A 7443-nucleotide genomic window follows, 5' to 3' on the forward strand; every position below is an offset into this window, starting at 1 on the left:
TTTAAAAAAATGAATGATAGTGTTTCGCCAAAAAAATCAATCACACTATTTAGTTTGATCATGATGATTTTCACGGCAATCTTTGGTTTCGCTAATACAACTGTTGCTTATGAACAGATGGGATTGGCAAGTATTATTTGGTACGTTTTCGCGGCTGTATTCTTCTTCCTACCAGTAGGATTTATGATGGCCGAATATGGTTCCGCTTTTAATGAAGCAAAAGGTGGAATTTATTCTTGGATCGATGGAGCTGTTGGAGCAAAATGGGCTTTTATCGGTACATTCATGTGGTTAGCTTCATGGGAAGTTTGGCTAGTTTCAACTTCTTCTAAAGTTTGGATTCCGTTGTCTACAACTTTTGCAGGCCATGATACAACTCAAACTTGGGGGATGTTTGGTCTTAGCGCCACACAAGTTATCGGTATTTTAGCCGTTCTTTGGATCATTTTTGTTACATTTACAGCTACACAAGGAATCGAAAAAATCACTAAAGTTTCTAACTTCGGTGGTATCATGATGATCCTATTACAAGTTATTTTCTTCGTTTTGAGTTTGGCAGTTCTTTTCATGTCAGGCTTTCACACTGCAGAACCAATTCAAGGATTAGATACATTTATCCATTCGGCTAATCCTGCTTTTGCCTCACCACTCGGGATGGTCTCATTCATCGTTTATGCAATCTTCGCATACGGTGGTATGGAATCAGTCGGTGGTGTGACTGATAGTATGAAGAATCCTAAACGTGATTTTCCACGTGGTGTTTTGATCTCAGCTATTATCATTACCGTACTTTATTCATTGACAATTCTTTGTTGGGCTATGAGTGCCAACTGGAATTCAGTTATTTCTAAAGGTAACGTTAACTTAGGAAATATTACTTATGTTATGATGAGTAACCTTGGATATCAATTTGGTATCCATACCGGAATGGGAACAACTGCTGCCTTAACGCTTGGTAAGTGGTTAGCACGTTTCACAGGTTTTGACATGTTTATCCTTTACATGGGTTCCTTCTTTGTGTTGATTTATTCACCATTGAAGTCATTCGTGTTAGGTACACCAAAAGACTTTTGGCCTGAAAAGGTTACTAAATTAAACAAACACGGTATGCCAGCTTATGCAATGTGGATTCAAGCTATTGTTGTTATCGTTTTGATTTTGATCGTTGATATGGGTGGTAAGAATGCTAAAGCCCTATACAACGTTTTGACATTGATGGCTAACGTTTCAACAACAGTTCCATATTTGTTCTTAGTTGGTGCCTATCCATTCTTTAATTTAAACAAAGATATCGAAAAGCCATATTTGTTCTATAAGAATAAAAAAGCTATGTGGACCGTAAGTATTATCGTGTTCTTAGTTCTCGCATTTGCTATCATCTTTACCTTGGTACAACCAATCGTTGAAGGAGCTTATACAGATGCCCTTTGGACAATCATTGGACCGGTAGTATTTGGATTAATCGGGTTCATTCTGTATTACAGATATGAACATAAAACTAAAGAAAAAGCATCCGAAACTGCAGATGCAACAAATTAACCAAGATATATAAAAAGACTCAGAAATCTATATGATTTCTGGGTCTTTTTTTTGCTTTAAAAAATTATTTAGCAATTTTTTTGGTTTTTTTTAAAAAAAATTTCATTTTGATTTCCAAATGTCATATAGTGACGACCCTCAATGCTAATATCTTAGTGTAATTTAAATGATTGGAGGGTTAAGTATTGGATAAACGTATTAAATATGCAGGGGTTGCGGCTGCAATGTTGTTATCGGTTGCACCTATTATAACACCGATAACAAATGTTTCCGCAGAAACAATTACGCAAGCTACTAACACGGGCGTGAAAAGTTATTTGGATTTTGATATTGATGTCGCTGAAAATGGACCAGCTAATTTAGGATTTTATGCCTCGACTGATGATGGTGGCAAAAAAGTTTGGACACCTACTTGGGTTTATGCTTCAAAAGTTGGAGAAATTGATAGTGTGACAGCACCATTTATTAATGGATATGTACCAAATTATAAACAAATTGCCTTTCTAAGAACGTCAAAAGGATATTCGTTAATAACTAATCTTTATTATACGAGAAATGGCAACGTGTCTACTACAAATGATGCGGCTACTAAAATTAGTTTCATATTTGAGCTTGCAAGGAATGCTAAAGTCTTTGATGACAATGGTAATCCAACATCAAAAAGTTTGTCGAATTCAACTATTTGGCATGTTGATCAACAAAAACGTATTAATGGTATTACCTATTATAGAATTGCCACAAATGAGTGGTTGAGTTCTAACGATGGCTTGACTGTGACTTTAGAGAAACATGTTGTGGAAACTAAGGGACAATCAGCCCTGTACAATTCGTTTGGTCAAAAGATTTCGAATCGTGCTTTAGCAGCTAATACTAGATGGAAGTACGACAGACGAGCATGGATTAACGGAAAAGAAATGTTTCGTGTCGCTACCAATGAATGGTTAAGTTCTAGCAATGTTGCTAGATTCTTTTAGAAAATTATTAAAAAATTATTAAAAGTTAATTTGGGGGATTATTTTTATGGATAAAAGAGTTAAATATGTTGGAATCGCAGCCGCAACACTATTGGCAGTTGCTCCAATCGCTGCACCAGTTATGACAGTTTCTGCTGCTGATAATAATGCTGATACAACAGTAAATGCCAATGCTAAGAGTACTGAGGAAAGTAATTCTAGTGTTGATACAACTAAAGATGATAATGCTAAGGATGTATCTGAAAATACTGACACTAATTCGAATGCTATTACCGATTCAGAAAAAGATAGTACTGAATCAGATACAAATAATGAAGTAGATACAGATACAAAAGATACTACTGAAACAAATGAAAGTAATGAAGTTGCTGGTGGAGTTTATAAAACATCGTATACAAAAGGGTATAGCCAAGATCATACTGACGAAGATGGTCAACCTATAAATTATCTTACTGGTACCTTTCCAGTAATGTTAGGAAATAAGCAAATTCAAATTTCTTATGATGAATTGGGATTCGTTGGTAATACTCTTTATGAAGGAGAATATGTTGCATTACCATATATTCAAGGATACAAGTCAGATCAAGAATATATAAAAATTAATGTCGTTAGAGATCCTAAAACAAATAAGCCAACAGGCATCACATTACCCGGTGGAGTTCCAACATACACAAAAAATGATTCATCAACATCTACCTCAACAGAGAACCTAGAAGCCTATCCAGTAGATCCAATATATTCAGATAAAAAGGGACAAGAAAGTCTTCCAAATTCTTCTAATATTACAGCTGAACAAAAGACTCATGCTCAAAAATGGATTAATGATATGAAAGATTCTATCGTTCTTTCCAAAGATGATTTTCTAACCATGGATGACTACCATACAATCTATATTGTAGGATCAGATGGCTGGTTCCATATGCCAACGAATGCTTTAACCCCAAAGAGTGACTTTTATGGAGAATTCGGTGATTCTACTAAATTCTTTATGAAATTTAATAATACGAATGATCCATTCTTCGATAATGATCATTATGAGGTATTTGCCACAGCAACAGCTAATGATGGCAATCTCACAAGAAATCTTTCTGCTGCTGAAATTGATACACTTATCTTACAAAAAGGTGGAAAAGGAGTTACATTCCATTTTGGGATTCATTATCAAGAAAATCCTGTTAAAGGAAATGGTACTTGGAATTATTACTTAGAAGGTAAGTCAAAACAAATCGCCAAAAAAGATGTTGTAGTATTGCCAGCTGGCAGTAAAGCCACAAATATTAAAACAGAAGGATCAACCGGAACAACTGTAGCAGATAATACGAATACAGGTAGTTCTACAGGAACAACTACAAACACAAATAACAATACTAATACAAATACAAAACCAACAACAGATAATAATAAAAACGAAACAACAGAAACAAACAAAGATGAACACAAAACAACTCCAGCTGTAGAACATCACGCAGTATATGCAACAATCTCAAGTACAAAGTTGTACACAGCTGATGGTAAATTGATCACCAACCGTCAACTTAGTGCAAATTCAACTTGGAGAGTTGACCAAGAAAAGACTATCGACGGTGAAACATATTATCGTGTAGCAACAAACGAATGGGTCAAAGAAGAAAAAGGCCTAGAAGTAAATGTTATAAATTCTGTTATCGAAACTAAGAACGATGCAGCATTGTACGATTCACAAGGTAAGAAGATTACAAATCGCATCCTTGCCTCAAACAGCGCTTGGAGAACCGACAGAACGGCTACAATCAACAATCAATTGATGTATCGTGTCGCAACTGACGAATGGATTGCTGCTAGAGATATTAAATAATAAAATTTTGTGAAAAGGGGATAACCATGAAATTTAATAAACTAATCACGCTTGCTGCATCATTGACAATTGCCTTAACCGGAGCATTGTTTGTTTCACAACAAGACGTCTCCGCTGCTGCTTCAAAAGTTACAAGTACTAAAAACAGTATTTCAAAGCTTTATACTGAGAAAGGTGATTTGATTACAAACAGGGCTTTAGCACCAGGAACAAATTGGCTTGTTGATCGAGTGTTCTATCACGATGGTGAAACGTATTATCGTGTAGCAACCAATGAGTTTTTAAAATCATCATCTACAACAAAAATCTATGATAAAAGTAATCCAAATCCTAAATACATTCCTAATATTCGTAGAATAAATGACTATTTTATTAAATATGTTAATGCCTTACATGCTGCAAATGGAACACCACAAATTGCATTTTCGGAAGATATGTTTGAATACGCTAATCTTCGTGCTTATCAACAAGTTGGTGATACGTTAGATCACTCTACTGGGACAAGAAACGTGGGTGAAAATTTACACTTACCTGGCTTCGATTATTACCTAGCGATGGGAGTTTCTGATAAAGATACTGCCTGGCAAATTTTTCAGGCTTGGTATGACGAATATAATAATATAACTTCCAAAAATCAAGTTGGACATTTTGGGCATCGTGCTGAGCTAATATATACAGGTTCACCAGCAGCATTAGGTATGTCAGATAATGCAGTTGCGTTTAATTCTGAATGGACAAATGATTATTCTGGATATATGAGTGTTTATAATTATATCGGTACAAATCCAAATACCAAATTTATCTCCAAAGATTCTGTAAAATAATTAAATTATTTTTTCCAATGACAAGTAGTGTCGTGGTCAAATGTTATCTTTAATGTGTTAAAAATTTATATATTTATGGGGGAATTTCATTATGAAGAAATTTGTTAAATATTTAGGAGTTACTGCAGCTATGCTTTTAACTGTTGCGCCATTTGTTGCACCTATCGAGACGACTACTGTTCAAGCATACTCAGAACCAGATGGTACTCTAGATAAACCAGATGCAACTTATACTGACAATGGTGATGGAACCTACACTTTACATGGAACTATCAATGCTGAGATTTGGACTTCAGAGGACAGTCTTGAAAGTGGAAATGCAATTCCTATTTCTGTTGAAGGATTAAAAGTAAATTCTAAAGGTATTGTTAGATTTGCTGCACCAACGATTGATGGTTATAAAAATAATTCTGATGGTTATTATGAACTAGATCTTGATAACGATGGTGCTTATGTATATACCACACCAACTTATATACCAACTACTACCGAGACTATTAATAAAAATAAAACTCTCGGTACACCTTATTCAGCTACAGTAACTTTGACTCGTAAGTTATTTGCTTGGGATGATAAAGGAAATGGAATTAACGTGCCAGGAACAGATGAGTATACTTATATTCCAGCTGGATCATCTTGGAAAGTAGATCGTAAGATGTACAGAATGGGTGAAACATATTACCGTATTGGTACAAATATTTGGATTGATAGTCGATATGGTGTTCAAGAAAAAGATAGTAAAAATGTTGTAACTACAAAGTGGGATTCTGCTTTGTTTACAAAAGATGGCAAAAAGATTAATAATCGTGCCTTAGCCGGTAATACTTCTTGGTTAACTGACCAAACTGCTACTATTAACGGTAAGACAATGTATCGTGTTGCTACAAACGAATGGCTTTCATCATTCGATGTTAAATAATTAAGGTTTAGAGTTTAAAAGTCAAAAAGTTCCAGTTTATCCAATTATTTTCGGATAAACTGGGATTTTGACATATCGTGACGAGGGCAAGTCGTATACTGTTAATGGAATCAGATGATTCCGAATATTTCCTCTATATCGTTTATGACTATGTGACATGCCCGTGTCCGTAGTACAAGTTAAAAGTTCAGAAATCAATTGATTTCTGGGCTTTTTTGTTGTGCTAAAATATTAAATTGTCAACAATCTAGTTTTAAAAACTAGATAATATGGTTTACATAACTAAAATAAATGGTATTATTAGTCGGTGACCTATTTAGCTTAAATGAACTTAATTTTAAGAGGTGAAAAGATGTATCAAATACTGACAGACTCTGAATGTGATTTACCCTTGGCAACTTTGAAAGACAGTGGGGTAGACGTAATTTACTTTCATACCAAAGTTGGTGATCGAGATCTCGCCAACGACTTGGGTCAAAGTTTAGACATTAATGATTTTTATCAAGAAATTTTATCTGGCGCAATGCCGACGACAACGCAAGTAAATGTTGGGGAATATTTGGAATTCTTTAAAAAATATGTCGAAAAGGATATTCCAATTGTCTATGTAGGATTTTCTGGTGGTTTAAGTGGTTCATTGTCCAGCGCCAATCAAGCTAGAGAAATTCTTTTGGAATCAAATCCCCAAGCTGATATTAGAATTGTTGATACTTTAGCTGCTAGTGGTGGTGAAGGGCAATTAGTTTTAGCCGCGATTAGACTCCAAAAAGCTGGTGCCACGCTGGATGAATTAGTTAACTGGTTTGACTTAAATAAATTACGCTTACAACAGTGGTTTACTGTTGACAACTTGAATTACCTGTATCACGGTGGTCGTATTTCAAGAACCTCAGCCGCTTTGGGGACTCTGTTGAAAGTCAAACCCATTTTGGACGTGGATGCTGATGGCAAGTTACGAATGGTTTCAAAGACGCGGACACGGAAGAAATCGTTACTCGAATTGGCGGATAAAATTGTTGCTGCTATGCAAAGTGATCAGGGACAACCAATTATTATCACGACCAGTGGCGATTATGATGCTGCTAAAATCGTTAAGGAGCGGATAATTGACCAAATCAGCCAAGCGGATATTCAGATTTATCCAATTGGGATGACAATTTCGAGCCATACTGGAGTTGGGTGCGTAGCGGCTTTCGCTATGGGTCCTGAATTCAGAAATTAAATTATTTAGTTATTATTGTAAAAAAACCTCCACAAATTTTGGAGGCTGCTGAAAAAGTAGTTTCTTTGATAGAAAGCGCATCTAATCGTTCCAAAGATTAGATAGCGCTTTCTTTTTTGTTATAATTTAAG

The 7443-nt window shown here is 35.3% G+C and carries 6 protein-coding genes; all 6 read left to right on the top strand.

Going from position 1 to position 7443, the window contains the following annotated elements; all coding sequences use genetic code 11:
* Positions 1-9 precede the first annotated feature (9 nt).
* The 6 genes from yjeM to U8521_RS02845 all read left to right on the top strand — a co-directional run bounded on the left by yjeM (position 10) and on the right by U8521_RS02845 (position 7312).
* Positions 10-1539: a glutamate/gamma-aminobutyrate family transporter YjeM gene (gene yjeM, locus U8521_RS02820; protein WP_334332730.1), complete on the top strand. Its 1530-nt coding sequence runs from the start codon at positions 10-12 to the stop codon at positions 1537-1539.
* Positions 1540-1724: 185 nt separating this feature from the next.
* The gene (locus U8521_RS02825) at positions 1725-2513 is read left to right on the top strand and encodes an SLAP domain-containing protein (protein ID WP_334351803.1); all 789 of its coding nucleotides are present in this window, start codon (positions 1725-1727) and stop codon (positions 2511-2513) included.
* A 46-nt stretch (positions 2514-2559) separates the two neighbouring features.
* Complete coding sequence (locus tag U8521_RS02830; protein ID WP_334351804.1) at positions 2560-4347, top strand: SLAP domain-containing protein; 1788 nt, start codon at positions 2560-2562, stop codon at positions 4345-4347.
* Between the two features lie 26 nt (positions 4348-4373).
* Positions 4374-5171, top strand: coding sequence for a CAP domain-containing protein (locus tag U8521_RS02835; protein ID WP_334351805.1), 798 nt, complete (start codon positions 4374-4376; stop codon positions 5169-5171).
* Between the two features lie 91 nt (positions 5172-5262).
* The gene (locus U8521_RS02840; protein WP_334351806.1) at positions 5263-6090 is read left to right on the top strand and encodes an SLAP domain-containing protein; all 828 of its coding nucleotides are present in this window, start codon (positions 5263-5265) and stop codon (positions 6088-6090) included.
* A 352-nt stretch (positions 6091-6442) separates the two neighbouring features.
* The gene (locus U8521_RS02845; RefSeq protein ID WP_334351807.1) at positions 6443-7312 is read left to right on the top strand and encodes a DegV family protein; all 870 of its coding nucleotides are present in this window, start codon (positions 6443-6445) and stop codon (positions 7310-7312) included.
* Positions 7313-7443 lie beyond the last annotated feature (131 nt).

Origin of the sequence: Companilactobacillus miaonis, from assembly GCF_036913615.1 — a bacterium.
GTDB lineage: Bacteria > Bacillota > Bacilli > Lactobacillales > Lactobacillaceae > Companilactobacillus.

Excerpts from the sequence above, each read along its gene's own strand:
- U8521_RS02845 (WP_334351807.1), top strand. The coding sequence starts at position 6,443 with ATGTATCAAATACTGACAGACTCTGAATGTGATTTACCCTTGGCAACT.
- U8521_RS02830 (WP_334351804.1), top strand. The coding sequence starts at position 2,560 with ATGGATAAAAGAGTTAAATATGTTGGAATCGCAGCCGCAACACTATTG.
- U8521_RS02835 (WP_334351805.1), top strand. The coding sequence starts at position 4,374 with ATGAAATTTAATAAACTAATCACGCTTGCTGCATCATTGACAATTGCC.
- yjeM (WP_334332730.1), top strand. The coding sequence starts at position 10 with ATGAATGATAGTGTTTCGCCAAAAAAATCAATCACACTATTTAGTTTG.
- U8521_RS02840 (WP_334351806.1), top strand. The coding sequence starts at position 5,263 with ATGAAGAAATTTGTTAAATATTTAGGAGTTACTGCAGCTATGCTTTTA.